The organism is Streptosporangium sp. G12, from assembly GCF_052983175.1.
Genome location: NZ_JBRIQO010000001.1, coordinates 503,554 through 529,228 on the forward strand (window position 1 = coordinate 503,554; position 25,675 = coordinate 529,228).

Consider the following 25,675-nt stretch of genomic DNA (forward strand, 5'->3'; position numbering starts at 1 on the left):
TCTGTGAAGAGCGATTCACATGCCGCTCTAAGGACGGGCACACGGGCGTCGAAGATCTTTTTGTTGCACTGGGTGGCATGGAGAGAATCTCGGTTTTCGTACTGCGACGCAAAGGGCTGGTCGCCCTGCTGGCCGTGCTGGGGTTCCTGGTGGGTATGGGCGCGACGCCGATCGCGATTCAGCGGCTCTCCGAGGAATACTCACATCCGGGAATGCCCGCTTTCGATGCCAATCAGGAAATTGTCAGAATTTACGGGAACGGCGGCTACCAGCGGCCGTTCGTCCCGGTGGTCGTGCTCCCCGAGGGAATGCGCGCCGACGCGCAGAAGGAGACCCTCGGCCGCGCCTTCGCCGCCGTCTCCGCCAGGCTTCCCGAGGCCCGCGTGGTCTCGTACGCGAGCACCGGCGACCCCCGGCTGGTCGGCACCGACGGCCGGACCACGTTCGGGCTGGTCTTCCCCGGCACCTACTCCGACGGCAGCCCGCCGGGCGGCGGCCTCGGCGAGACGCCGGACGAGAGCCCGGTCATCGTCGAGGCGATGACCCCGGTGCTGCCGCCGGGCACGAGCGTCCACGTCACGGGACTGGACACCCTCGCGCCGAGCGTGGACGCGGGCGGCGTGGACGTGCCCGCCAAGATCGGCATCGGGGTGATCGCCGCGGTGCTCGTCCTGCTGCTGGTGTTCCGCTCGGCGCTGGCCTTCGTACCGCTCCTCATCGCGGTCCTGTCCATCTTCGTGTCGTTCATCGTGATCCTGGCGCTGACGCTGGTGACGACCGTGCACGACGTGGCCCTCACCACGATGCCCCTGCTGGGTCTGGGCATCGCGGTCGACTACTCGCTCCTGCTGGTGGCCCGCTGGCGGGAGGAGCAGGCGGGCGGGCACCGCGGCGACGAGGCCGTGCACCGGGCCATGGCGGGCGCGGGGCGGGCGGTGCTGTTCAGCGGCGTCGCGGTCGCGATCGGCCTGGTGACCATGGTGGTGCTGCCGGTGCCGTTCCTGCGCAGCCTCGGCCTCGCCGGGATGATCATCGCGGCGGTGAGCGTGGCCACGACGCTGACCGTGCTGCCGGTGCTGCTCGCCCTCACCGGGCAGCGGCTCGACCGCAGGCGCGCCCGCGACGGCCGGGACGAGCCTCCCTTCCGGCGTGAGGCGCGGGCCGGGCGGGCCTGGTCGGCGTGGGCGCGCGGCGTGGTGCGGCTGCGGTGGCCCGCCGCCCTGCTCACCGGCGGGCTGCTGGTGGCGCTGACGGTGACCGCCCTGGGCGTCAACCTCGGCCTGCCGGAGAGCAGGAACCTGCTGACCTCAGGGCCCGGCCACGAGGGGCTGTCCGCGTTGCGCCAGGCGGGCGTCCCGGCCGGCTCGATCACCCCGTTCGACGTCCTGGTGACCGGCGACCCCGCCCGGACCGCCGAGAGGCTGCGGGGCGTGGAGGGCGTGTCGGCCGTGCTCGCCCCCGACGGCCCGTCCTGGCGCCGCGACGGCACCGCCGTCGTCACCGTGCTCCCGGCCGCGGAGAACGGCACCGAGGAGGGCGAGGCGACCATCACCCGGGTGCGCGAGGCGGCACCGGCCGGCGCGCGGGTCGGCGGCAACGCGGCGCAGAGCATGGACTTCCAGGAGCGCACCTACGGGGCGTTCCCCTGGATGCTCGGCCTGATCGCGCTGGTCACGTTCGTCATGCTGGCACGGGCGTTCCGCTCGCTGCTGCTGCCGTTGAAGGCGATCGTCCTGAACCTGCTCTCGCTGGGCGCGGTGATCGGCGCGATGGTGGTGCTGTGGCAGTTCGGCTGGGGGACCAGGGAACTGCTGGGCATCCAGCCCACCGGCTCGATCGGCGAGTTCGTGCCGCTCACCATCTTCGCCTTCCTGTACGGCCTGAGCATGGACTACGAGGTGTTCATCCTGGCCAGGATGCGCGAGGAGTACGACAGGTCGGGCAGCACGGAGCACGCGGTGATCGAGGGCGTGGGCCGCACCGGGCGGCTGGTCACCTCGGCGGCGCTGATCCTGTTCATCTCCTTCACCGCGCTGGCCATGACCCCCGAGCTGGACGTGAAGGTGTTCGCCAGCGGCCTCGCCCTGGGCATCTTCCTGGACGCCACCCTGATCCGCGGCATCCTGGTCCCGGCGGTGGTCGCGATGATGGGCCGGTGGAACTGGTGGCTGCCCGTCTGGGCGGCGCGGCTCCTGCGGGTGGAGCCCTCGCCGCTGAGGAGGGAGAACCCCGAACCGGTCCGGGTCCCGGAACCGGTCTAGGGTCCCGCGGACGGCGAGACGGCCACCGCCTCCGAGAGGCGGTGGCCGTTCGCGTGTCTCCCCGTTGCCCGGCCCGTCAGACGGCGGTCAGCACGGCCGCGGAGTTGAAGCCACCGGAGCCGCGGGCCACGACCAGCGCGGCCGACAACCCGTTCACGATCCTGGCCTCGGTGACCAGGTCCACGCCCTCGACGGCGGCGGTGCCGACGGTCGGCGGGATCATCCCGCCGGTCAGGGACAGGGCCGCCCACGCGACGTCGAGGGCCGCGCCGCCGGAACACAGGCGGCCGGTCATCGTCTTGGGCACCGTCACCGGCACGCGGCGGCCGCCGAACACCTCCCGCAGCGCCGCCACCTCCTGGGCGTCCCTGACCGGATCGCCGGCGCCGTCGGCGAAGACCACCCCGATGTCGTCAGGGCCGAGCCCGGCGCGGGCGATCGCCTCGCGCATGGCCCTGGCGTACTGGCGGTGGCCGGGTGCCGGGTCGGCCACGTGGTGGGCGTCGTGGGTGGAGGCGGTCCCGGCGATCTCGGCGTAGACCGTGGGGGTGCCCCGGCCGAGGGCGCTGTGCCGGTCCTCCACGACGAGGATCGCACCCCCCTCGCCGGGGACGTGGCCGCCGGCGTCGGGGGCGAAGGGCCGGTAGGCCACGGCCGGGTCGCTCCCGCGTCCGACCGTCGCCTCACCGGCCTGGCAGGCCAGCGCGTACGGCGACAGCGGCGCCTCGGTGCCCCCGGTCACGACGACCTCGGTGCCCCGGCGGATCAGCCGGGCCGCCTCGGCCAGCGCGTCGATCGCCCCGGCCGCGTCCGCGACCAGCACCCCGCAGGCGCCCTTGAGCTGGTGCTTGATGGACAGCTGGCCGCTGCTGGCGGCGTAGAACCAGCCGATGGACTGGTAGGCGCTCACCGCCCGCGGCCCCTTGCTCCACAGCGCCTGGATCTCCCGCTGCCCGAAGGCGTTCCCTCCGGAGGCCCCGGCGGTCACCACCGACAGGTCGAACGGGTCCTCCCTCGCGGGGTCGAGGGCGGCGTCGGCCAGGGCGAGCTCGGTGGCGGCGAGGGCGAACCAGGTCCACCGGTCGGTCTGCACCAGCAGCTTGCTGTCGACGAACTCGCGCTCGTCGAAGCCGGTGACCTCCCCCGCCAGCCTGATCGGCGCCCCGGTGGCGTCGAACGACGTCACCGGGCCGATCCGGCTCCGCCCCGTCAGGGATCCCTCCCAGTGCTCGACCACGCCGATCCCCGTCGGGGCGACCACGCCGATTCCGGTGATCACGGCTCTACGGTCGCTCATCGGCCCGCCCCCGGCTCGGAGAAGATCATCGCGGACTGGAAGCCGCCGAAGCCGCTGCCGGCGGAGAGCGCGTGCCTGGCGGTCACCTCGCGTGCGACCAGGGGAATGTAGTCCAGGTCGCATTCGGGGTCGGGAACGGTCAGGTTGGCGGTGGGCGGGACCACGCCCCGCTGCAGCACCAGGGCGCAGGCGGCCATCTCGATCGAGCCGATCGCGCCGAGCGAGTGGCCGATCACCGACTTGATCGAGCTGATCGGCACCCGTCGGGCGTGGTCGCCGAGGCTCCGCTTGTAGGCGGACGTCTCGTGCCGGTCGTTCTGCTTGGTCCCCGACCCGTGGGCGCTGATGTAGCCGATGTCCTCGGGGTTGAGCTCTGCCTGGCCGAGCGCGTCGCCGATGGCCTCGCCCAGTTCGAGACCGTCGGGCCGCAACCCGGTCATGTGGAAACCGTTGGCCCGCGCGGCGTAGCCGGTGACCTCGCAGTAGACGCGGGCGCCGCGCCTGCGGGCGTGCTCCAGCTCCTCCACCACCAGCACCGCCGCGCCCTCGCCGAGGACGAAGCCCTTGCGCCCGGCGTCGAAGGGCCGCGAGGCCGTCTCGGGCTCGCCGTTGCTCGGGCTGGTGGCGCGGATGGCGTCGAAGCACGCCACGGTGATCGGGGAGATCGGCGCGTCCGACGCCCCCGTGATCATCATGTCCGCCTCGCCGTCCTGGATGAGCCGGTAGGCCCGGCCGATCGCGTCGATGCCGGAGGTGCAGCCGGTCGAGACGACGGCGGCCGGACCGTTCACGCCGAACCGGACCGCGAGCTCGGCCGCCGCGCTGGAGGGCACCAGCGACTGGTAGAGGAACGGTTTGAGGTGGCGGTGGTCCACCTCCCAGTCCCTGCCGCGGTCGCTGGCGACCACGTACTCCTTCTCCAGGGTGATGGTGGCCCCCACGGCCGAGCCGAGGCTGATCCCGGCCCGCTCGGGGTCGGCCACGCCGAGGTCGAGGCCGGAGTCGGCCAGTGCCTCGTCGGCGCAGGCGACGGCGAGCTGGGTGAAGCGGTCCATCCGCCGGGTCTCGCGCGGGGTGAGCCCGTGGGCGGCCGGGTCGAAGTCGACCTCGGCCGCGATCTGGGAGCGGAACGGGGACGGGTCGAAGGCGGTGACCCGGCGGATGGCCGGTTTGCCGTCCACGATCCGGTTCCAGAACTCCTCCCGGCCCACCCCGCCCGGGGCGATCACCCCGATGCCGGTGACGACGACCCGTCTCACGTTCCCACCTTCCCGGGATAGGGCTCGGTGTCCACGTGCCCGAGTTCGGGCCTCGGGGCGAGCGGGCTGAGCTGGAAGACCACGAGCACGTCGTCCTCGCCGACATTGGTGAGACGGTGCCTGACCTCGCGGGGGACGAGCAGCGCCTGCTCGGCGCCGACGGTGAGCGGCTCGCCGTCGAGGTCCACCCTGAGCGTCCCGGTCGCGACGAACACGTACTCCTCGGAGTAGGGGTGGTAGTGCTCGGAGATCCCCTCACCCGGCGCCAGCCGCACGGCCCCGCAGAAGCCCGACGAGGAACCGCAGGTCGCCGGGGAGACCAGGGTGCGCAGGTCGCCACCGCGCTTGGTGTTGGACGGCACGTCGTGGAAGCCCACGACGCGGCGGCGGCGCCGCTCCACCTTCTCCTTGATCAGCGACATCTGGACCGCGGAGCCGGCGTTGATCCGGTCGGTCATCTCCCGGGTGTCGACCGGGGCCTCGGGCCTCATGTGGAAGTCCTGCACCCAGCGCATGCGGGTGCGGTCGGGACCGAGTTCCTCGTAGACCCAGGTGATGTTCATGAACTCGAACGGCCCGGTCTCCACCCGGCGCGCCCGGACCGTCCAGGTGTCGCGGTCCCAGGAGCGCTCCGACACCCAGGACCAGACGCGGTCCTGCTCGTCGGGGTGCATGGTGAGCCGGAAGGTCACCGAGTCGTCCGACTCGGCGAGCACCTCCACCTTGGCGTACTCGGAGAAGAGCTCCGGCCAGGTCTGGACGTCGTTCGTCCGGTCCCAGACGAATCCGATGGGCGCGTCGATCTCGATCGCGTTGTCGGTGTGTCCGATCATGATGTGCGTTCTCCCCTCAGGCGCCGGCCGCCGCCAGCCGCTCGGTCACGAGTTCTCTCATCAGGGACGGCGTGGCCTCGGCCGTCAGCTGTTCCTCCACGTCCACCCCGAACCGGTCCTGGATCCGGGTGGCGATCTCCACCCGGGCCAGCGAGTCGAGGTCCAGCTCGTCGAAGCTGAGCTCCAGGGCGTCGTCCCCGGTGGCGGGGTCCAGGCCCACGGCGAGCAGCAGTTCGCGCACGTTCTCTTCGGTGAATGGCATCGTCGTCGTTTCCTGTCGTCGGTCGGTGTCGCGGAAGTGCGGGTCGGTGTCTCGGAAGTGCGGGCCGATGTCTCCGAAGTGCCCGCCGGTGTCACGGAGGTCCCCGCCGGTGCCGCGGGAGGATCAGGCCGGCGTCCCCGGGTGCCGGTTGTCGTCGCGCACGGCGTCGACGAGCCAGATCCGCGCCGCGCCGACCGCCCGCGGGTCCGCCATCGCGGGGACGGGACGGCCCAGCTCGCGGGCGAGGTCGGCCTGGTGGGTCACCGAGGCGCGCCAGCCGTACCCGGCGAGCCACGCCTGCGGGTCCTCCACGGCGGACCACCAGGCGGCCTGGGTGGAGGCGAGCCTGCTCATGGCGGGCCGCATCTGCGGCAGCTCGACGTACGCCCGGTTGACGTGCTCGACGGCGAGCCTGCTGCCGGGGGTCGACAGCTCGGAGACCCGGCCGAGGACGCGCGCGCCGTCCTGCGGCGTGAGGTACATCAGCACGCCCTCGATCAGCCAGGCGATGGGCTCGTCCGGGTCGAGGCCCGCGGCCAGCAGCGGCGCCGGCCAGTCCTCGCGCAGGTCGGCGGGGACGACCGTACGGTCGCAGGCGGGCTGGGCCCCCTGGTCGGCCAGTGCCTTCTCCTTGAAGGAGATCAGGTCCGGCAGGTCGACCTCGAACAGGCGGGTGCCCTCGGGCCATTCCAGCCGGAACGCGCGGGTGTCCAGGCCGGCGGCGAGCAGGACCACCTGCCGCGGTCCCGCGGACACGGCCTCGCGCAACCGGTCGTCGAAGAAGCGGGTGCGCAGGACGAAGTGCTCCCCGGCGCGGCGGCCCGCCTCGCTGAGCCCGGCGATCCGCCCTGCGGCGTCGGCGAGCGGACCCGCCAGCGGGTCGTCGAAGAGCCGGTCGGGCCGCGTGCTCTCGGCCTCCCTGGCCTGGGCGATCACCACCGCGGTGCGGCTCACGCCGGTGGGCAGGCCGGGTTCTCCGGTGGGTCGGGTCATTCCTCGCTCCTGTCGCCGATGAAGTCGATGGCCATGGTGAGCCGGTAGGTCTCGCGATAGACCAGCCGGTCGAAGGTCAGGCGCATGAACGCGTCACGCGCCGCGCAGGCGACCGGGTGCCGCCAGCGGGTGAGCTCGCCGTTGACCCGCGACCGCCGGACCATCCGGGTGGTGCGGTCCACCCGCCGGGCCTCGTAGCCGGCCAGCGCCCGCGGCACGTCGCCGCCGGTGAGCTCGTCGGCCAGCACGAGGGCGTCCTCGATCGCCTGGCCCGCGCCCTGGCCGAGGTTGAACGTCATGGGGTGGGCCGCGTCCCCCAGCAGCGTCACCGGGCCGTGGCTCCAGCGCCGCAGCGGGGGCCGGTCGAAGACGTGCACCGGGGTGACGTCGTCCGCCCCGGTGGCCGCGATCAGGCCGGGGATCGGGTCGGGCCAGCCGGCGAACTCCGCGGCCAGCATGTCGAGGGTGCTCACCCCGAGCCTCGGGGCGACCCGGTCGCCGAGGACCCCGTCCCAGTAGACGTGGTCGCCGGCGAGCCGGTAACAGACGAACCACCGGCCGCGGCCCCACGTGCTGAGGAAGGTGTTCGCGGGCACCCCGGAACCCGGCAGCCGGATCACCCCCTGGAAGGCGGTGAACCCGGCGTAGCGGGGCGGCGGGTCCCCGGGGAGCAGCGCGGCGCGTACGGCCGAGCGCAGCCCGTCCGCGCCGACGAGCAGGTCCGCCCGCTCCTCGCGGCCGTCGCCGAACCGGGCCACGACACGGTCGCCCGTCACGGTGAGGCCGGTGAACCGGGAGCCCGTCACGAGGTCGTCCCCCACCTGGCCGGCGAGCAGGGCGTGCAGCTCGGGGCGGCTGACGCTGTAGACGGGTGCGCCGAGAGGTCCGGACATGCGCGCCATGGACCACTCCGCGATCCGGCGGCCGCGCGCGTCCCTGAACAGGTGCCGGTGCAACTCGTGCCCGGCCTTGCGGACCCCGGGCTCCAGCCCGAGCTCGCGCAGGGCCAGCACGGCGTTGTGCCAGAGCACCAGCCCGTGTCCGGCCTGTGCCGCGCGCAGCCCGGGAGCGCGTTCGTGCACGCTGACCTCGGCTCCCGCGGCCCGCAGCGCCAGCGCCGCGGTCAGCCCGCCGATGCCGCCCCCGACGACGACCACCCTCACGCGGGGCCCCGCTCGACGGCCGCCGCGGAGGGCTCCGCTCCGGGCGGGGCGTCCGCCTCCTCCCCCGCCGGGGTTTCGTCCCCCACCGGCGCGCCCGCCTCCGTCTCCGCCCGGACCAGGAAGCGCAGGGAGCGGGCCTCGGTCATGCACTCCCGCATCGGCCGGACGAGCTCGCGGTGCTCCTCGGTGGCCTCCCAGGCGAGGAAGTCGGCAGGCCGGCGCCACTCGCTGGTGATCAGCCACTGCTCGGGGTCGGTGAGCGACTGGCAGACCTGGTCCTTGAGGTGCCCGGGTACGCCGCCGGACACCTGGTACCGGATCTTCTCGTAGGCGGCCAGGAAGTCCTCCCGCCGCTCGGCGGGCACCCTGACCAGGAAGACGATCCGGGCCCTCACCGGGGGCCTCCCACACCGGGCGGTGGTCCGCCGAGTTCGGAGGTGAACTCGAACCTGCCCAGCACCGGCACGCTGCTTCCGTACAGGCCGTCCGCGGCCTCGCTGGTCAGGAAGGCCACGACATTGGCGACCAGGTCCGGGGTGACGGTGTGGTCGAAGTTCATCCCCGGGCGTTCCCGTCGCTTGTCCGGGGTGTCCGCCATGGTCATCACGACCGTGTTGGCGTGGATGCCACTCCGCTTCACCTCGTGCGCGATGGAGCGCACCCAGGCGACCAGGGCCGCCTTCGCGGCGGCGTACGCCGACAGCGCGGGCAGCGGCTCGTCCGCGAGCGGGGTGCTGAAGTAGACCAGCCGCGCCCCCTCGGTCAGGTGCGGCAGGATCGCCCGGGTGGCGGTGACGGCCGACAGGAAGTTGTCCCGCAGCATCTGCTCGTAGACGCCGGTGTCCATCAGGAACAGCGGCCCGGCCCGGAAGCCGCCGACCATGTGGACCAGGCCGTCGAGCCGGCCGAAGCGCCTGACGGCCTCCTCGGCGGCCAGGCGGGCGCCCTCGGGATCGGAGACGTCCGTGGCTAGCGTCTCGATCCGCCCCGCGACGCCGTGCCGCCGCTCCAGCAGGGCGAGGCGGTCCTTGTCGCGGCCGGTGAGCAGCAGCCGGTCCCCCCGGGCGCCGAGCAGCTCGATCACGGCCTCGGCGAGCTGCCCGGTCGCCCCGGTGATCAGGAAGACGGGGGCGGTCATCGGACCGGCTCCGCGACCCGGGTGGTCACGTGGTCCATCAGCGCCGACAGGAAGAAGGATCGCGCGCCCTCGGGGCTGCTCATGTCGCGCGGGACCGCGAGGTAGGCGTCCAGCTCGCGTTCCAGTCTCTGGATGCCCGGCTGCCTGGACAGGTGGGCCATCACGCTCGGCAGGTTGCCGTCGATCTCGATGAGACGGATGACCGTGGTGTCCTTCATGAAGATCGAGGTGCTCAGCAGCCGGGTTCCGTCGGGGGTCTCCCACTCGGGGGGAGCGTAACTCGACAGCAGTTCCCGCACCGCCGCCTCCGTACCGGGCCTGATCTGGAAGGTGATCGCGTAGCGCTGCATCGGGCTTCCTTGGGTCAGGGGCGGCCGTCCGCCGCCTTCTGGGACCAGACTGTTCGCGAGGGGCCGGGCTGTCTTCCGCCACGTGGCCGAACCTGCGCTCCCCCGGCGGTGGGGTCCTCTCCGCCCCGGGCGGGAGCCCGTCGCTCCTCACCGGCGGTCCCCGGCCTCCGTCCGCGCGGAACAGAATCACATTCGCCCAAGCAACCAGCTGCTTTACGCTTGATCGAAACCCTGGTTAATTGAATTGCGGACATCGCAATTCACAAATATTCCACCTGCGCGTCAATCGTTCGCAGATAATATGATTTATCCTGATAGACCTTAAGAATCTCTGAGCTACTTCTGTGAGAACCCATAGAACGGTCGGGCGACACAGGCGCTGGTGGTACGCGCTGACGGGAGGCTGTTAAGTCCCCCGACGTCCATCCCGAGGGTTCAGGAACGGGCCTGACAGACGTCCTCAATAGTCAAAGAATAGAATCTTAACGAAGTCTGTGACAGCCCATATGATTTGCTTGATATAGTCGCTTTTTCTGACTACGCTCACCTTTCATGGGGGAACGACGGGGCAAAACAACCCAAGAATGCAAGCACCTCTCATGTTTAGCGAGTAGCCGATCTCAGCGGATCCCGACGGGGTGGGTTCGATGAGCACCTTCCTCGGCTATCTCGTCTCAGAGCTGAGCTGGACCGACCTGCTGTGCTCGACGGTGGCGGCGCTCCTGGCCGTCGCGTCGTTCACACTCGGCACCCGCCGGCACACCAAGTCCATACTGGCCAGGAGCGAGAGCGCCGCGACACTGCGCGAACGGCGCCGGATCGCCCGTAACCTGCACGACGGGGTGGGACACGGCCTGACCGTCATCGCCCTCCAGGCCCGGCGGCTGACCGGCTCACCGGCGACGGCCCACCACGTGGCCCAGATCATCGAGGAGACGGTCCAGGCGACCCTGACCGACCTACGGGGGACCCTGACCGACCTGCGGCACGAGCCGCCTCCCCCGGGGGGAAGGCACGACCTCCCCCCGGGGGAGGAGCCGCGGCGCCACGACGACGGCGTGCTCCTGTCGGCCAGGCTGACCGAGCTCGCCGGGCGCTTTCCCTTTCCCGACCTGGCCGTACGGCTGCGCAACGTCGCCGCCGAACGCCACGTACCGCCCGAGGTCGCCCGGACGGCGTTCCGCGTCGCCCAGGAGGCCCTGACGAACGCGCTCAAGCACAACGCCGGCCCGGTCCACCTGGAGGTCTGCTTCGGCGAGAAGCTGAGCGTCTCGGTGGTCAACGAGACGCGCCCCCCCGGTGTGATGGCGGTGGCCGTGCCCCTTCCCCGCAGGCAGGGCGGCGGCACGGGGCTGCGGGGCCTGTCGGAACGCGTCGCCGAGCAGGGAGGTCACCTGGAGTCAGGACCGCTGACCGGGGGCGGATTCGTCACCCGGGCCGTCATTCCGGTGACTCCCGCCATCTTCAGAGAGGACGAGCCATGCGGAAGATCCGCGTCCTGATCGCCGACGACCAGCCGCTGATCCGCAGCGGTCTGCATGCCGTCTTCGACGTGGTGCCGGACATCGTGGTGGTCGGGGAGGCACGGCACGGGGTGCAGGCGGTGCAGTCGGTCAAGACACTCCGCCCGGACGTCGTGCTGATGGACATCAACATGCCGCGCATGGACGGCATCACCGCCACCAGGGAGATCTGCAAGCTGGGTGCCGCCTATCCCGCGAAGGTCGTCATCCTGACCATCTACGACCAGGACGAGCACGTCTTCGAGGCGCTGCGCAGCGGTGCAAGCGGCTTCATCCTCAAGCACACGCCCACCGACCGGCTGGTGGACGCCGTGCGCGAGGTCGCCGAGGGCGACGCCCTGCTGTCGCCCTCGGTGACGCGCAAGCTCATCGACGAGTTCGCCAGGCGCCCGGTGCTCTCGGCCGCGCCGACCGCGGTGCTCGACCAGCTCACCGAGCGGGAGCGCGAGGTGTTCCAGCTGCTCGTACGGGGATACGGCAACGACGAGATCGCACGCGCGCTCGTGCTCGGCGACAGCACGATCAAGTCGCACGTCCAGCACCTCTACCAGAAGCTCGGCGTGCGCGACCGGGTGCAGATCGTGATCTTCGCGTACGAGAACGGCCTGGTCGCGGCCACTCCCCGGGGCTGACGCGGCTCCGGTGCGCGAAGGCGGGCCGTCTCCCCCGCGGGGAGGCGGCCCGCCTCGCGTCCGGCCCGCCTTCACGAACACGGGCCGGCTCCCCTCGGGGAACCTTCGCGACAGCGGACCGGTCCTTCGAGGCCACGCGAACGCGGACCGGCTCCCCTCGGGGAAGGAGACGGTCCCCTCCCCGGAGGAGCCCCGGGTTCACGCCGGCGGCGGGCGACACCGGCCGGGCCGGGTTCCTACGGTGGGACGGACCCGATCGACCGGCCACCGAGGAGTGCCCGTGCCCGACCAGATCCTGATCGTCGCCCGCCTCAGTCCCGGCGGTTCCGGCGAGGTCTCCCGCCTCTTCGGCGAGTCCGACGCCGGCGAGCTCCCCCGCGCGCTCGGGGTGACGCGCCGCGACCTGTTCCTCTACCGGGACCTCTACTTCCACCACGTCGAGTTCGAGGGCTCCGCCGCCGAGGCGATGGCGATCGCCCGCGGGCGGGAGGACTTCCTGCGGCTGAGCGAGGACCTCGACCCGCACGTCAGGCCGTACGACCCGGACACCTGGCGCGGCCCCGCCGACGCGATGGCGCGGCGGTTCTACCACTGGACTCCCGAGGAGCGCGCCCTGTGACGATCTCACCCGCCGCGCCGGCCACCGCGCCCGGACTGTGGGCGCGCTGCCCCGGCTGCGCCGCCATCGTGTACGCCCCCCGCCTGGCCCGTACGCAGCGTGTCTGCCCCGAGTGCGGTCACCACCACCGGCTGAACGCCGTCGAGCGGCTTCGCACCCTGGTGGACGACGGCTCCTTCCGCGCCGCCCCGCAGGTGCGCGGCGGCGACCCGCTGGGCTTCGCCGACTCCCGGCCCTACGCCGAGCGCCTGGCCCAGGCGCGCGGGCGCACCGGCCTGGACGACGCCGTCCTCCACGGCACCGCCACCGCCGGCGGCCACCGCGTGGTCGTCGCCGTCATGGACTTCTCCTTTCTCGGCGGCAGCATGGGGTCGGCGGTCGGCGAGGCCGTCACCCGCGCCTGCGAGCAGGCGCTGGACGAGCGCGTCCCGCTGGTCCTGGCCATCGCCTCCGGCGGCGCCCGCATGCAGGAGGGCGGCCTGTCCTTGATGCAGATGGGCAAGACCGCCCAGGCGATGCGGCGCCTGCGGCGAGCGGGCGTGCTCAGCGTCTGCGTGCTGACCGACCCCACCTTCGGCGGGGTCACCGCCTCGTTCGCCACCCTCGGGGACGTGCTGATCGCCGAGCGCGGCGCGCTCGTCGGCTTCGCCGGGCCGCGCGTCATCGCCTCGGCGACCCGGGAGAAACTCCCCCGGGGTTTCCAGAGCGCCGAGTATCTCGCCGGGCGCGGCATGCTCGACCGGGTCGAGCCCCGCGACGGCCTGCGTCCCCTGCTCGCCCGGCTGCTGTCCACGACCGGCCGGACCGGGGACGGACACGCCCAGGAGCCGCCTCCCGGCGGGCCCGCGGCGGTGATCCGCGATCCGGGCGAGCTGTCCGGCGTGCTGACCGCCCAGGAGACCGTGCGGCTGGCCCGCGACACCCGGCGCCCGACCGCCCTCGACTACATCTGGCACCTGTGCTCGGACTTCGTGGAGCTCCACGGGGACCGCACGCACGGCGACGATCCGGCGATCGTCGGCGGCACCGGCCTGATCGGCGGGAGGCCCGTGATGATCGTCGGCCACCAGAAGGGTCATGACACCAAGGAGCTGGTCGCCAGGAACTTCGGCCTCGCCCACCCCGAGGGGTACCGCAAGGCGCTGCGGCTGATGTCGATGGCTGACCGGCTCGGCCTGCCGGTGGTGACCCTCGTCGACACCCAGGGCGCCGCCCCGGGTGTCGGGGCCGAGGAACGCGGCCAGTCCTGGGCGATCGCCGAGTGCCTCGCCGGCATGTCGGAGCTGTCGGTCCCGGTGGTCGCGACCGTGGTCGGCGAGGGCGGCAGCGGCGGGGCGCTGGCCCTGGCGGTGGCCAACCGGGTGCTGATGCTGCGCCACGCCGTCTACTCGGTGATCAGCCCGGAGAGCTGCTCGACGATCCTGTACGGCGACCCCTCGCACGCTCCCGAGCTGGCCGAGTCCCTGCGGATCACCGCGCCGGAGCTGCTGCGGCTCGGCGTCGTCGACGGGGTCGTGCCCGAACCGCGGGGCGGCGCGCAGGAGGATCCGGTGGCGGCGATGGACGCGCTCAAGGCGGCCGTCCTGGAGTCGCTGCGCGAGCTGTCCGGGCTGAGCGGCGACGAGCTGCGCAAGCATCGCCACGAGCGGTTCCGCGGGCTGGGAGTGATCGAAGGTGGATGAGCGGATCGCCGGCAGACCCGGCTCCGAGGAGGACGCGCACGCGGCGATGCGGCTGCTGCGCGAGGAGGTCGGCAACCTCGTCAAGACCGTTCCCGGCCCGGTGGCGGCCATCTCCCTGCGCCTGGGCGAGTGCGCCCTGGAGGTGACCTGGGCCTCCCCGCAGGCCGCCGCGCCGGATCCGCGGCCCGTCGCCGTGGCCGCCACCGGGCAGGCCGCGCGACCGGCGGAGACCGGCCCCCTCGACGCGGCGCGGGAGCACTCCCCGTCGCACGCGGTGACCGCTCCCCTGGTCGGCACCTTCTACGTCGCCGCCGAGCCGGGGGCCCCGCCCTTCGTGCAGCCGGGCGACCGGGTGGACGCCGACCAGACGATCGGCATCGTCGAGGCCATGAAGCTGATGAACCCGGTCGTCGCCGGACGGGCGGGCGAGGTCGTCGAGGTGGTCGCGGGCAACGGCGAGCCGGTGGAGTACGGGCAGGTCCTGATACGGCTACGGACGGACGACGCATGAGTTTCGCGAGGATGCTCATCGCCAACCGGGGCGAGATCGCGCTGCGCGTGGCCAGGACCTGCCGCGAGATGGGCATCGAGACCGTCGCCGTGTACTCCACCGCCGACCGCGACGCCCGGTTCGTGGCCTACGCCGACAGGGCCGTCCACATCGGCCCGGCCCCGGCCCGGCGCAGTTACCTCTCCGTGCCCGCCGTCATCGAGGCGGCCCTGCAGACCGGGGCGGAGGCGATCCACCCGGGCTACGGCTTCCTGTCGGAGGACGCCGACTTCGCCAGGGTCTGCGCGGACAACGGGATCACCTTCGTCGGCCCCACCCCCGAGGTCATGGAGTGCGTCGGCGACAAGGCGCGGGTGCGCTCCCTGATGGCCGAGGCCGGGCTGCCCGTCCTGCCCGGCAGCGAGGGCGCCGTACCCTCGGTGGCCGAGGCCGAGCGGATCGGCGCCGAGATCGGCTACCCGGTCATCGTGAAGGCCGCCGCGGGCGGCGGCGGGCGGGGCATCGAGGTGGCGCGCGACCGGGCCGAGCTGCGCGACGTCCACCGGCGCACCACCGCGTTCGCCCGGCAGATGTTCGGCAACGGCGACGTCTACATCGAGCGGTTCGTGCCGGTGGCCCGCCACGTGGAGGTGCAGCTGCTGGGAGACTCCGCCGGGACCGTCGTCCACCTGGGAGAGCGCGACTGCTCGCTGCAGCGGCGCAACCAGAAACTCGTCGAGGAGGCGCCCTCCCCCGAGCTGCCCGAGAAGGTCCGCGGGCTGCTCGGCGAGTACGCGGTGGCCGGGGCGCGGCACGTCGGCTACACCGGCGCGGGGACGATGGAGTTCCTGGTCGACCCGGCCGGGGAGGCGACCTTCATGGAGATCAACGCCCGCATCCAGGTCGAGCACACGGTCACCGAGATGCTCACCGGCGTCGACCTGGTCAGGGAGCAGATCCGGGTGGCCGCGGGCGAGCGCCTGCCCTTCACCCAGGAGCAGGTCCGCTTCACCGGCGCGGCCATCGAGTGCCGGGTGAACGCCGAGGACCCCGGCGCGGGGTTCCGCCCCGCCCCCGGCCGCCTGACGGTCTTCCGCCCGCCCGGCGGGCCCGGCGTGCGGGTCGACTCCGGGTTCGTCCAGGGCGACACGATACCGCCGGACTACGACTCGATGATCGCGAAACTGGTCGTCTGGGCGCCCACCCGGCAGGAGGCCATCGCCAGGGCCGATCGCGCGCTCGCCGAGTTCGCCGTGGAGGGGCCGGGGGTGGCCACCACCATCCCGCTGCTGCGCGAGCTGCTCGCACAACCGCGGTTCGCCGCGGGTGAGCACAGCACCGGATTTGTGGACACGTTCATGAGCGAGCAGGGACATATACGCTGGTCTGCGTAAACTTTTCTGAATGCTGACGTAAATCCGGGGTACTCGCCACCACATGACCGATTCTCAGGGGATCATCGGAGCCCGCTACCGCCTGCTCGAACGCATCGGCCGAGGAGGCATGGGAACGGTCTGGCGAGCGCGCGACGAGGTCCTGGGCCGCGAGGTGGCGGTCAAGGAGGTCATCCCCTCCCCCGACCTCACCGGTCCCGAACGCGAGGTCTTCACCGTACGGACCCTCAGGGAGGCCCGTGCCGCCGGGCGGATCGGCCACCCCGGGGTGGCGACGGTCTACGACGTGATCGAGGAGCAGGGGCGTCCCTGGATCGTCATGCAACTGGTCGACTCCCGCACGCTCGGAGCGGTGATCAGGGAGGACGGGCCGCTGCCGCCGATGCGGGTGGCGCGGATCGGGCTGGAGGTGCTGGGCGCGCTGCTCGCCGCCCACCACGCGGGCGTCCTGCACCGCGACGTGAAGCCGGACAACGTGCTGATCGCCGCGGACGGGCGGGCCGTGCTCACCGACTTCGGCATCGCCGTCCTGGAGGGCGACTCGTCGATCACCAGGACCGGTTCGCTCATCGGCACCCCGGCGTTCATCGCGCCGGAGCGGGCGAGCGGCGGACCTGCCGAGTTCGCCTCCGACCTGTGGTCGCTCGGCGTGACGCTCTACGTGGCCGTCGAGGGACGCTCTCCCTTCGAGCGGGCTCACCCGCTGGCGACGCTCAGCGCCGTCATGCACCAGGAGCCGTCACCGATGCGGTTCGCCGGGCCGCTCGCCCCGGTGATCCACGGCCTGCTCCACAAGGATCCGGCGCGGCGCATGTCCGCCCGCGAGGTGCAGGTCCATCTGACCTCGCTGGTGAACGGGACCGCGCCGCAGCCGACCATGCCCATCGAGATTCCGGCCGGGATTCCCGCCGAGCCGACGGCAGGTACGCAGGCCGGGCCGTCGACCGGGCCGTCCGCGGTGATCCCCGCGTTCGCCGCCGTCCCGGACGGCGTCCCCACCACCCCGGCGGGAGCCGCACCGCCCCCGCCGCCCCCCGCACCGCCCGGCTCCGGACCCGAGCCGGTTCCGGTCTCGGTCTCTCCCAGACGGCGGCGCCCGGCGATGGCCGCCCTGGTCGCGGCGGCCGTCGCACTCGCCGCGAGCGCGGGAGGGCTGGCGTGGGTCGCCTCCAACTCCTCGCCCCCGATCCCCAGGGAGCCGTCGACCTCGGCGAGCGTGGCGCCCGACGAGGGGAAGCCCTCGGGCGAGCCCGAGCAGGCGAAGGTGCCCGCGCGTAACGCCCCCACCCAGAACGACGAGGGCGGGACCTCCGGCCGCCCGGCCCCGGAGAGGCCGGAGAACGGCGACCCCGCCCCGCAGGACAGGCCGTCGGACAAGCCGACGGAGAAGCCGACGGACAAACCGACGGACAAGCCGACGCAGGCACCCCCGGACGAGCCCGAGGAGGATCCCGCCGACGAGGGGGAGGGCGAGGAGCAGGACCAGGGCGGGGGGACCGGCGAGGATTCGGGGCAGGACGACACCCCGGGCGAGGGCCAGCAGGGCGACTCATCCGACCAGGTCGACCCCAACGCCGGAACGGCCGCGCTCGAGACGGGCACCGGGGGCGAGGGCGAGATCGGAAGGGCCGGGGCGGCCCGCTAGGGGAAGGCCCGGCGGCGGGGCCGGGAAGGTCCGGGGACCGGCGAAGCCCCGAGGCCCCGAGGGCGGAGAACCCGGAAGATCACCACCCGGTCCCGGCCGTCCGGACCCGGTGGATCACCCGGGAACGGCGGACCGCGTCAGGACTCGGCGGCCACGATCGTCAGGGCGTTGGCCAGATCGTCGGGGTAGGCGGTGCTGAAGGAGACCCACTCGCCGGTGGAGGGGTGCTCGAAGGCCAGGGAGACCGCGTGCAGCCACTGCCGGCTCACCCCCAGGCGCGCGGCCAGGGTGGGGTCGGCCCCGTACAGCATGTCGCCGACGCACGGGTGGCGCAGCGCCGACATGTGGACCCGGATCTGGTGGGTGCGGCCCGTCTCCAGCTTGATGTCCAGCAGCGACGCCGCGCGGAAGGCCTCGATCGTGTCGTAGTGGGTGATCGAGTCCTTGCCCCCGGACACGACCGCCCAGCGGCCGTCCCCGACGGGATGGCGGTCGATCGGCGCGTCCACGGTGCCGCGGTGCGGGTCGGGGTGGCCCTGGACCAGCGCGTGGTAGCGCTTGTCGACCGTACGCTCCTTGAAGGCCCGCTTCAGGTGGGAGTAGGCGTGCTCGCTCTTGGCGACGACCATCGCGCCGGTGGTGTTGGCGTCCAGCCGGTGCACGATGCCCTGGCGCTCGGCCGCGCCGCTGGTGGCCACCCGGTGGCCGGTGCCCAGCAGGCCGCCGATCACGGTGGGCCCGGTCCAGCCGGTGGTCGGGTGGGCGGCCACGCCGATGGGCTTGTTGACGACGACGATGTCGTCGTCCTCGTACACGATGTGCATCCCGGGCACCGGCTCGGCCACCGGCATCGGCGTGGTGGGCGGCGGCGGGAGGGTGACCTCCAGCCACGCGCCACCGTGGACCCGGTCGGATTTGATCGCGGTCGCACCGTCCACCAGCACGTCGCCGGCGACGATCAACTCGGCCGCGCGCGTACGGGAGAGGCCGAACAGGCGTGACAGGGCGGCGTCGAGGCGCTCGCCCTCCAGCCCGTCGGGGACGGGGAGGCTTCGCCGGTCAGCCATCGTTGTTCTCCTTGCTTTCCTTCGTGTCCTTCGTGTCCTTCGTGGTCTTCGCGGCTCCCGTGTCGCGCGTGCCGTCGATCTGGTAACCCCGCCAGGCGAGGAGGACCGCCAGGATCCCGCCGCAGACGATCGCCGAGTCGGCGATGTTCCAGACCGGGAAGTGACCGGGGAAGGTCTCGATGAAGTCGACCACGTGCCCCTGGAGCGGCGAGGGCCTGCCCGGGCCGAAGCCCGAGGGCCAGCGGAAGATCCGGTCGGTGAGGTTGCCGAGCGCCCCGCCGAGCAGCAGGCTCAGCGTGATCGCCCAGGGCAGGCTGCGCAGGTTGCGCGCGGTGCGCAGGATCGCCACCACGACGGCGGTCGCGACACAGGTGAAGATGATCGTCATCCCGGTGCCGAGGCTGAAGGCGGCCCCCGAGTTGAAGATCACCCGGAACTGGAGGAGGTCCGGGACGACCACGAGCGGTTCCCTGCCCTCCAGGGTCCTCAGCACGAGGGTCTTCGTGGCGAGGTCGAGGGCGTAGACGATGGGGACGATCGTCGCGAGCACGGCGATCCGCCGTGCCGGGAGCGGGGCGGCCGAGACCGCCGCCCCCTCCTCGGTGTCGCCCGTCAGCGGCGCTCCTCCCGCTGCTTGCAGGCCACGCACAGCGTCGCCCTCGGAAACGCCTGAAGGCGCTCCTTTCCGATCGGCTGATGGCACGATTCGCACACTCCGTAGGTCCCCGCGTCGATCCGGGCGATCGCTCGCTCGTTCTGCGCGACCAGGTCGCGCGAGTTCAGGGTAAGGGCGATTTCGCGCTCGCGTTCATACGTCCGGGCTCCGGCGTCGGCCTGATCGTCTCCCGCACCGTCGGTGACGTCGCTCGACGCGATCTCCGTCTCGGCCTTGGCGATCTCCTCGGTGAGCTCGTGGATCTCCGTGGCCAGTTGCCTGCGGACCTCCTTGAGCTCCTCGGCCGACCAGGTGACGACGGCACCGTCCTGGGACGGCGCCACCGCGCTGTTGTCTGCGCGCACGGTCGCGGCCATGGCGGCCTCCTTGTTCGATGGACCGTCTCCGATGTGGTAAACGGTGCGGGCAGCTTAGGTCTCCCATAACAGAACGGCAAACGACCCGCCGCATTCTTTACCACTCACGTAACATCCGGTCGCTTCCCCCTGATTCCGCCCAGCGGACCTCAATACGGGGAAGCTTCCAGGGGGGCGGGTGCGTTATCGTGTGAGCCTGCAAGGCGTTGATGGGGACAGCAACCTCCGCATCACCTCGCACGAGCGACCCGGGGACGGTGCGAGCCCGGGGCGAGGCGCGAAGGCACGATCACCCCGGAGCCGCCGGAAGAACGGCCGCGACGACCCGACATCAGGCCCGCGGCGGCCCAGTAGACCCGGCAGCAGGCCGAAGGAAGAGGGCCTCGCGCGCACGCGAGGTCAAGGAGGGTGGTACCGCGGGGCCCCGACGGCCTCGTCCCTCCACGCCACAGCCGGTTCCAGCGTGGAGGTCCAGCCCATCATGTCCGCCTATTTCCGTTCTCTTCCCGCGCAGGTCGATCTTCCCGCGCTCGAGCACGAGGTGCTCGACCGGTGGCGGGACGGCAAGGTCTTCGAGCGTTCGGTCGAGCAGAACGCCGGCGGTCCCAACTGGGTCTTCTACGAGGGTCCGCCCACCGCCAACGGCATGCCCGGCGTCCACCACGTCGAGGCCCGCGTCTTCAAGGACCTCTTCCCCCGCTACAAGTCGATGCGCGGCTTCAACGTGCCCCGCAAGGCGGGCTGGGACTGCCACGGGCTGCCCGTCGAGGTCGCCGTCGAGAAGGAACTCGGCCTCTCCGGCAAGAAGGAGATCGAGGCGTACGGCATCGCCGAGTTCAACGACCGGTGCCGCGAGTCCGTGCTGAAGCACGTGGACGCCTTCGAGGAGATGACCGAGCGGATGGGGTACTGGATCGACCTGTCCCAGGCCTACCGCACGATGGACCCGGCCTACGTGGAGTCCGTCTGGTGGTCGCTCAAGGTCATCTTCGACAAGGACCTGCTGTCCCGCGACTTCCGCATCACCCCGTACTGCCCCCGCTGCGGCACCGGCCTGTCCGACCACGAGCTGGGCCAGCCGGGCGGCTACGAGACCGTCACCAGCCCGTCGGTCTACGTCCGCATGCCCGCGACCTCGGGACCGCTCGCCGACCTCGGCGCCTCGCTGCTGATCTGGACCACCACCCCGTGGACCCTGGTCTCCAACACCGCCGTGGCCGTGCACCCCGACGTGACCTACGTCGCGGCCCGCCCCGCCGGGTCCGACGAGGTCCTGGTGGTGGCCGAGCCGCTGCTGGCCGCCGCGCTGGGCGAGGGCGCCGAGGTGCTGGCCGCCTTCCAGGGCGCCGACCTGGAGCACACCACCTACACGCGCCCGTTCGACCTGGTCGACATCCCCGGCGCGCACTACGTGGTGCTCGGCTACTACGTCACCACCGAGGACGGCACCGGCCTGGTCCACCAGGCGCCCGCCTTCGGCGCCGACGACATGACGACCTGCAAGCGGTACGGGCTTCCCGTGGTCAACCCGATCGGCCCCGACGGCCGGTTCCTCGACGGCGTCCCCCAGGTCGGCGGCCAGTTCTTCAAGGACGCCGACGAGGGGCTCACGGCCGACCTGCGCGAGCGCGGCCTGCTCTACCGGGGCAGCCACTTCGAGCACAGCTACCCGCACTGCTGGCGCTGCCACACCGCGCTGCTCTACTACGCCCTCCCCGCCTGGTACATCCGCACCACCGCGATCAAGGACCAGCTCCTCGCCGAGAACGAGAAGACCAGCTGGTACCCCGAGACGATCAAGTGGGGCCGGTTCGGCGAGTGGCTGCGCAACAACGTCGACTGGTCGCTGTCGCGCTCGCGCTACTGGGGTACCCCGCTGCCCCTGTGGATCTGCACGGCCGACGAGTCGCACGTCACCTGCGTCGGCTCGCTGGACGAGCTGGGCCGCCTGTCCGGCCAGGACGTCTCCGCGCTCGACCCGCACCGCCCCTACGTGGACGACGTCACGCTGCCCTGCCCCACCTGCGGCAACGAGGCGCGCCGGGTGCCCGACGTGATCGACGCCTGGTACGACTCCGGCTCGATGCCGTTCGCCCAGTGGGGCGCCCCGTACATGAACGAGGAGATGCTCGAGAAGGCCTACCCGGCGCAGTTCATCTGCGAGGCCACCGACCAGACCCGCGGCTGGTTCTACTCGCTGATGGCGGTCGGCACGCTCGTCTTCGGCAGGTCCTCGTACGAGAACGTGCTCTGCCTCGGCCTCATCCTGGCCGAGGACGGCCGCAAGATGAGCAAGCACCTGGGCAACGTGCTCAAGCCGATGCCGCTGATGGACCAGCACGGCGCCGACGCGCTGCGCTGGTACATGGCCTGCTCCGGCTCGCCGTGGGCGGCCCGCAGGGTGGGACACGGCGCCCTGGAGGAGATCGTCCGCAAGGTCCTGCTCACCTACTGGAACACCACGTCGTTCTTCACCCTGTACGCCAACGCCGAGTCCTGGTCGCCGTCCCGGCTCGCCGAGGCGCCCGCGTACGACGAGCGCCCGCTGATCGACCGGTGGGCCCTCGCCGAGCTGCACCGGACCGTGGCCGAGGTCACCTCGTCGCTGGACGTCTTCGACACCGCCCGCGTCGGGCGGCGCCTCGCCGAGTTCCTCGACGACCTGTCCAACTGGTACGTGCGACGCTCCCGGCGCCGCTTCTGGACCGGTGACCCCGCGGCGTTCGCCACGCTGTACGAGTGCCTGGAGACCGTCACCCGGCTGATGGCACCGGTGGTGCCGTTCACCACCGACTACGTCTGGGACGTGCTCCGCGACACGGACGCCCCCTCCTCGGTCCACCTGGCCACCTGGCCCGACGTCAACGGCGAGCTGCTGGACCCGGAGCTGTCCGAGCGGATGGCGCTGGTCCGCCGCCTGGTGGAGCTGGGCCGTTCGGCCCGCGCCTCCAGCGGGGTCAAGACCCGCCAGCCGCTCGGCCGCGCCCTGGTCGGCGCCCCCGGCTGGGCCGCGCTCCCCCCGGAGCTGCGCGAGCTCATCGCCGACGAGCTCAACGTGAAGGACCTGGAGGACCTGTCCGGGATCGGGGCGGACCTGGTGTCCTTCACCGTGAAGCCCAACTTCCGGGCGCTGGGCAAGCGGTTCGGCTCGCAGACCAAGCTCGTCGCCTCGGCCGTCACCGCCGCCGACCCCGCCGAGCTCGCCCGCGCGCTCCGTGCCGGCTCGCCGGTCTCGGTGGACGCGGGAGAGCTGGGCACCGTGGAGCTCGGCGCCGACGACGTGATCGTCACCGAGCAGCCCAGGTCCGGCTGGGCGGTGGAGGCCGGCGCCGGTGAGACCGTCGCCCTCGACCTGACCATCACCGACGAGCTGCGCCGCTCGGGCCTGATCCGCGACGTCATCCGCCTGCTCCAGGACACCCGCAAGTCCACCGGCCTGTCGATCATCGACCGGATCGACGTGTGGTGGTCCACCGATGACGCCGACCTGGCCGAGGCTCTGCGGACCCAGGGTCAGGCGGTGGCCGACGAGGTCCTCGCCGTCTCCCTCACCGAGGGCGGCGCCGACGACCTCCCCGCCCACAGCGACGCCGAGCTGGGCCTGACCTTCCAGCTCCGCCGCACGACGACGACGGTCTGAACCGGTTCGAACGGGTCTGACCGTCAGGACCGGTCAGACCCGTTCAGGCCGGCCCGGGAAGGCCGGCGAGATCGAACACGGCCGGGGTCGCGGGGATGTCTCCCGGGAACCCCGGCCGTCCTGGTTCACGACGATGACGGGCCCGATGCCCGGATGGCTCGGATGGCTCAGATGGCTCGGAGGTGCCCGGTCAGTTCACGTCCGGCGGTTCTGCCGGCAGATCGGGCAGTTGCTCAGCCCGGCCTTCTCGGCCTCGGCCCGGGACATGGTCTCGATGCCGCTGCCTCCGATGCTGGCGCCCTTGACGAGGGGGCAGTCGGAATCGTGGAAGCGGCGGGTGCCGACGATGACCGTGACCGTCTCGCCGTCCGCCTCCCGCTCCCGGGGCGCGGGACGCGGCCGCTCCTCGACGGCGGGGACACCACCGGGGGAGGTGTCGTCGCCGCGGTCATCGGGGGCGTCACGGTCGTCGCGGGCGTCACGGTCACCGCGGGAGGCACCGGTGGCGGGTGCCCCGGCCACGGTGGCCTTGGACGTCCCGCCGGCCGGGGCCGCCTCGGGGGCCGGAACGCGTTCCGCGGAGGTGGAGTCGGCCGCTACCTGCCGCCCGGCGCGCCCGGGTGCGGTCTCGGCCGGCTCCACCGGTTCGGGGGCGCCGCCCTCGGCGGCCGCCTCTCGCCCGGAACCCGAGGGCTCCGGGGAGACGTCCCGCCCGGCGGCGGTCGTGGTTTCCGCTTCCGCCTCCGTGGAGGAGGCCCCACCGCCGGAGACGGCCCCGGCGTGGGCCTTCCCGCCGGCGGGCTCGGGCTTCGCGGGCTCAGCGGCGGCGGACCCCACCTCGGCCGGACCGCTTCCTGCGGCCTCGGCTTTCACGGACCCGGTCTTGGCGGGCCCGGTGGGTTCGGCCTCGGCACGCTCGGACCCGGGCTTCGCGGACGTGACCCCGGCAGTGCCCGGCTCGTCGGGCTCGGGCGCCTCGGCCCTGCTCGCGGCCGTGGCGGGCGTCCCGGAGGAGCCGGAGACCGTGGGCTCGGTCTCGGCGGGCCGGTCCTGGCCGGACGTGGCGGTCTTGGACCCGGCCTTCGCGGAGTCGGCCCTCGCGGAGGTCTCCGTGCCCTCCTGCCCGGAGGCCTGCGCGACCACGTCGCGGCTGAACCAGCTGGTGGCCTCGGACGCGGCGTGCGGGATCTCGGGGATCCTCGGCAGCCGGATCGCCGGGCGGGTCGGCTGCTCCGCCGGGCGGGCCGGGGAGCTCGCGGTCTCCTGGGGCCGCCCCTGCGGCTCGGGAGACTGGACGTAGGGCCGGGCGACCGGGACGACGGGCTCCTGCGGGGGGCGCTGGGTCTCCTGCCGGGACGCGGCCTCCTGGCGGGACGCGGTGCTCTCGCGCCCGGTCGCGGAGGTTTCCGGCCCGGCGGGTGCGGCGTCGCGTCCGGCGGCCGGAGAGGACGAGGACGCCGGAGAGACCGGAGACGCCGGAGACTCGCTCCTGGTCTGCGAAGCCTCGAAGCGGGCCTGCGTGGCCTCGCCTCCGGGCCGCTGGGGTTCGGACCGCTGGACTTCGGACCGCTGAGGTTCGGACCGTCGGTGTTCGGGCCGCTGGGACTCGGGCCGCGCTCCGGGGGCCTGCTGCCCGCCGGACGGGGCCGTGGGCTGCACGGGGGGTTGCACGGGGCGGTACGGGGAGGTGAAGCGGGCGGTGGCCTCCTGGGGGCCCGGCTCGCGAGCGTCGCCGAGGGAGCCGGACTCGTGGGAGACGTTCAGCGGCGCTTCGGGCTCGCGTACCCCGGGCGAGGTCTCCCGCTGCTGGGGCGCGGAGCCGGCGTCGGCGGGCAGGCACGTGGTGCAGGGCGTGAAGCCCTCCTCCCGCGCCTCCTCGCAGGTGAGCTCCTCATGATCCCTACCGGCCAGCTGGCGGCATCCCGCGACGTGGTAGCGCTTGCGTCCGGGGATGACCAGCACGATCGCCTCGGGGTCCAGGGCGCCCCGCCTCGCCGCGGCGGCGGTGGCCGGCCCGGCCACCGGGCCGCGTCGCGGCTGGGTCGGGGCGGGCACCTGCGGCATCCCGTGCCGCACCATCATCTGCTGCGGTGCGGAGGGCTGGTTGGGCATCTGGACCTGCATGCCGTGCGACTGGGCCGGCATACCGTGCGGCGCCGGGAGTGGCCCGGCCGGCATCGGTCCCTTCGGGGGAAGGGGCTGAGAGGCCCCGGCGTCCCCGCCGGGGAACAACTCGTGGCGGCGCAACAACGCCCCGATCACCAGGAAGACTGCGGACAGCATGCTGACCGCGATCGACCATATGACCAGGAACGGCTTGGCCAACACGAACCCCGCGATGAGCAGGACGATGGCCGTGAGTACCAAACCGGCGCTGATGAGGATCACAGAGAGA

The 25,675-nt window shown here is 72.7% G+C and carries 22 protein-coding genes; 9 read left to right on the plus strand and 13 right to left on the minus strand.

What is annotated here, in order from left to right:
• The first annotated feature begins 77 nt into the window (after nucleotides 1-77).
• Nucleotides 78-2,261: an MMPL family transporter gene (locus tag ACVCAG_RS02100; protein WP_440081997.1), complete on the plus strand. Its 2,184-nt coding sequence runs from the start codon at nucleotides 78-80 to the stop codon at nucleotides 2,259-2,261.
• Between the two features lie 76 nt (nucleotides 2,262-2,337).
• Here ACVCAG_RS02100 and ACVCAG_RS02105 read toward each other — a convergent pair whose 3' ends face one another.
• The 9 genes from ACVCAG_RS02105 to ACVCAG_RS02145 all read right to left on the minus strand — a co-directional run bounded on the left by ACVCAG_RS02105 (nucleotide 2,338) and on the right by ACVCAG_RS02145 (nucleotide 9,556).
• Complete coding sequence (locus ACVCAG_RS02105; RefSeq protein ID WP_447189392.1) at nucleotides 2,338-3,558, minus strand: beta-ketoacyl synthase N-terminal-like domain-containing protein; 1,221 nt, start codon at nucleotides 3,556-3,558, stop codon at nucleotides 2,338-2,340.
• On the minus strand, nucleotides 3,555-4,817 hold the full coding sequence (locus ACVCAG_RS02110) for a beta-ketoacyl-[acyl-carrier-protein] synthase family protein (RefSeq protein WP_447189393.1): 1,263 nt from the start codon (nucleotides 4,815-4,817) through the stop codon (nucleotides 3,555-3,557). The genes ACVCAG_RS02105 and ACVCAG_RS02110 overlap by 4 nt, the downstream gene beginning before the upstream one ends.
• Entirely contained in the window at nucleotides 4,814-5,650 is an 837-nt protein-coding gene (locus ACVCAG_RS02115) for a cupin domain-containing protein (RefSeq protein ID WP_440081994.1), read from the minus strand. Before ACVCAG_RS02115 ends, ACVCAG_RS02110 begins: the two co-directional genes overlap by 4 nt.
• Nucleotides 5,651-5,666: 16 nt before the next feature.
• Entirely contained in the window at nucleotides 5,667-5,912 is a 246-nt protein-coding gene (locus tag ACVCAG_RS02120; RefSeq protein WP_440065052.1) for a phosphopantetheine-binding protein, read from the minus strand.
• A gap of 123 nt (nucleotides 5,913-6,035) precedes the next feature.
• Nucleotides 6,036-6,905 carry an SAM-dependent methyltransferase gene (locus tag ACVCAG_RS02125; protein WP_447189394.1) on the minus strand — a complete coding sequence of 290 codons (870 nt, stop codon included), beginning with the start codon at nucleotides 6,903-6,905 and terminating at the stop codon, nucleotides 6,036-6,038.
• Nucleotides 6,902-8,068 carry an FAD-dependent monooxygenase gene (locus tag ACVCAG_RS02130; protein ID WP_440081992.1) on the minus strand — a complete coding sequence of 389 codons (1,167 nt, stop codon included), beginning with the start codon at nucleotides 8,066-8,068 and terminating at the stop codon, nucleotides 6,902-6,904. The genes ACVCAG_RS02125 and ACVCAG_RS02130 overlap by 4 nt, the downstream gene beginning before the upstream one ends.
• On the minus strand, nucleotides 8,065-8,463 hold the full coding sequence (locus tag ACVCAG_RS02135; RefSeq protein WP_440081991.1) for an antibiotic biosynthesis monooxygenase: 399 nt from the start codon (nucleotides 8,461-8,463) through the stop codon (nucleotides 8,065-8,067). Before ACVCAG_RS02135 ends, ACVCAG_RS02130 begins: the two co-directional genes overlap by 4 nt.
• Entirely contained in the window at nucleotides 8,460-9,206 is a 747-nt protein-coding gene (locus tag ACVCAG_RS02140) for an SDR family oxidoreductase (RefSeq protein ID WP_440081990.1), read from the minus strand. Before ACVCAG_RS02140 ends, ACVCAG_RS02135 begins: the two co-directional genes overlap by 4 nt.
• Nucleotides 9,203-9,556, minus strand: a complete 354-nt coding sequence (locus tag ACVCAG_RS02145) for a SchA/CurD-like domain-containing protein (protein ID WP_440081989.1) — start codon at nucleotides 9,554-9,556, stop codon at nucleotides 9,203-9,205. The genes ACVCAG_RS02140 and ACVCAG_RS02145 overlap by 4 nt, the downstream gene beginning before the upstream one ends.
• Nucleotides 9,557-10,203: 647 nt before the next feature.
• Between ACVCAG_RS02145 and ACVCAG_RS02150 the strand changes: the two genes are divergently transcribed.
• The 7 genes from ACVCAG_RS02150 to ACVCAG_RS02180 all read left to right on the plus strand — a co-directional run bounded on the left by ACVCAG_RS02150 (nucleotide 10,204) and on the right by ACVCAG_RS02180 (nucleotide 17,541).
• Nucleotides 10,204-11,058: a sensor histidine kinase gene (locus ACVCAG_RS02150; protein WP_447189395.1), complete on the plus strand. Its 855-nt coding sequence runs from the start codon at nucleotides 10,204-10,206 to the stop codon at nucleotides 11,056-11,058.
• Nucleotides 11,037-11,711, plus strand: coding sequence for a response regulator (locus ACVCAG_RS02155; protein WP_440081987.1), 675 nt, complete (start codon nucleotides 11,037-11,039; stop codon nucleotides 11,709-11,711). The genes ACVCAG_RS02150 and ACVCAG_RS02155 overlap by 22 nt, the downstream gene beginning before the upstream one ends.
• Before the next feature lie 280 nt (nucleotides 11,712-11,991).
• Nucleotides 11,992-12,330: a TcmI family type II polyketide cyclase gene (locus ACVCAG_RS02160; RefSeq protein WP_440081986.1), complete on the plus strand. Its 339-nt coding sequence runs from the start codon at nucleotides 11,992-11,994 to the stop codon at nucleotides 12,328-12,330.
• A complete protein-coding gene (locus tag ACVCAG_RS02165; protein ID WP_440081985.1) occupies nucleotides 12,327-14,012 on the plus strand; it encodes an acetyl-CoA carboxylase carboxyltransferase subunit alpha in 1,686 nt (561 codons plus the stop codon). Before ACVCAG_RS02160 ends, ACVCAG_RS02165 begins: the two co-directional genes overlap by 4 nt.
• Nucleotides 14,005-14,523 carry a biotin/lipoyl-containing protein gene (locus ACVCAG_RS02170; RefSeq protein ID WP_440081984.1) on the plus strand — a complete coding sequence of 173 codons (519 nt, stop codon included), beginning with the start codon at nucleotides 14,005-14,007 and terminating at the stop codon, nucleotides 14,521-14,523. Before ACVCAG_RS02165 ends, ACVCAG_RS02170 begins: the two co-directional genes overlap by 8 nt.
• Nucleotides 14,520-15,896, plus strand: coding sequence for an acetyl-CoA carboxylase biotin carboxylase subunit (locus ACVCAG_RS02175; protein ID WP_440081983.1), 1,377 nt, complete (start codon nucleotides 14,520-14,522; stop codon nucleotides 15,894-15,896). Before ACVCAG_RS02170 ends, ACVCAG_RS02175 begins: the two co-directional genes overlap by 4 nt.
• Before the next feature lie 43 nt (nucleotides 15,897-15,939).
• Entirely contained in the window at nucleotides 15,940-17,541 is a 1,602-nt protein-coding gene (locus tag ACVCAG_RS02180; RefSeq protein ID WP_440081982.1) for a protein kinase domain-containing protein, read from the plus strand.
• A gap of 137 nt (nucleotides 17,542-17,678) precedes the next feature.
• Here ACVCAG_RS02180 and ACVCAG_RS02185 read toward each other — a convergent pair whose 3' ends face one another.
• Genes ACVCAG_RS02185 through ACVCAG_RS02195 form a run of 3 tightly spaced genes read right to left on the minus strand, consistent with a single transcriptional unit; the run spans nucleotide 17,679 to nucleotide 19,640 of the window.
• A complete protein-coding gene (locus ACVCAG_RS02185; protein WP_440081981.1) occupies nucleotides 17,679-18,608 on the minus strand; it encodes an RluA family pseudouridine synthase in 930 nt (309 codons plus the stop codon).
• Nucleotides 18,601-19,257: a signal peptidase II gene (locus ACVCAG_RS02190; protein ID WP_440081980.1), complete on the minus strand. Its 657-nt coding sequence runs from the start codon at nucleotides 19,255-19,257 to the stop codon at nucleotides 18,601-18,603. The genes ACVCAG_RS02185 and ACVCAG_RS02190 overlap by 8 nt, the downstream gene beginning before the upstream one ends.
• Entirely contained in the window at nucleotides 19,221-19,640 is a 420-nt protein-coding gene (locus ACVCAG_RS02195; RefSeq protein WP_362842902.1) for a TraR/DksA family transcriptional regulator, read from the minus strand. Before ACVCAG_RS02195 ends, ACVCAG_RS02190 begins: the two co-directional genes overlap by 37 nt.
• A gap of 481 nt (nucleotides 19,641-20,121) precedes the next feature.
• On the opposite strand from ACVCAG_RS02195, the gene ileS reads away from it, so the two are divergent.
• Entirely contained in the window at nucleotides 20,122-23,280 is a 3,159-nt protein-coding gene (ileS, locus tag ACVCAG_RS02200) for an isoleucine--tRNA ligase (RefSeq protein WP_447189396.1), read from the plus strand.
• A 195-nt stretch (nucleotides 23,281-23,475) separates the two neighbouring features.
• Here the strand turns inward: ileS and ACVCAG_RS02205 are convergent, their stop codons facing one another.
• Complete coding sequence (locus ACVCAG_RS02205; RefSeq protein ID WP_447189397.1) at nucleotides 23,476-25,668, minus strand: hypothetical protein; 2,193 nt, start codon at nucleotides 25,666-25,668, stop codon at nucleotides 23,476-23,478.
• Nucleotides 25,669-25,675: the final 7 nt, after the last annotated feature.